We start from the raw sequence: 209 nt of genomic DNA on the forward strand, positions 1-209 counted from the left end.
GCGGGCCGCATCGCGACCACTTCATCGCGTTCGCTCGGCGGCAGGGTCGCGACGCGGCGGTCGTCGTGGTCACACGATGGTTCGCGCCGTTTACCGACAGCGGCAGACACTGGCCTGGTCCGGAGAACTACGACGCCGCTCTGAACGTCGGCGATTATGCGGCGGAAGGTTTTGCCGACGCCGATGCCGCGCAATTGCGTCTGTCAGAT

At 66.0% G+C, this 209-nt stretch carries 1 protein-coding gene; it reads left to right on the forward strand.

Annotated elements, in window-relative coordinates; all coding sequences use genetic code 11:
• Positions 1 to 209: hypothetical protein (locus tag KJQ96_RS39940; protein ID WP_213291315.1), on the forward strand; the 209-nt coding region annotated here is incomplete at both ends.

Source organism: Bradyrhizobium sp. sGM-13, assembly GCF_018398875.1.
Classification (GTDB): Bacteria; Pseudomonadota; Alphaproteobacteria; order Rhizobiales; family Xanthobacteraceae; genus Bradyrhizobium.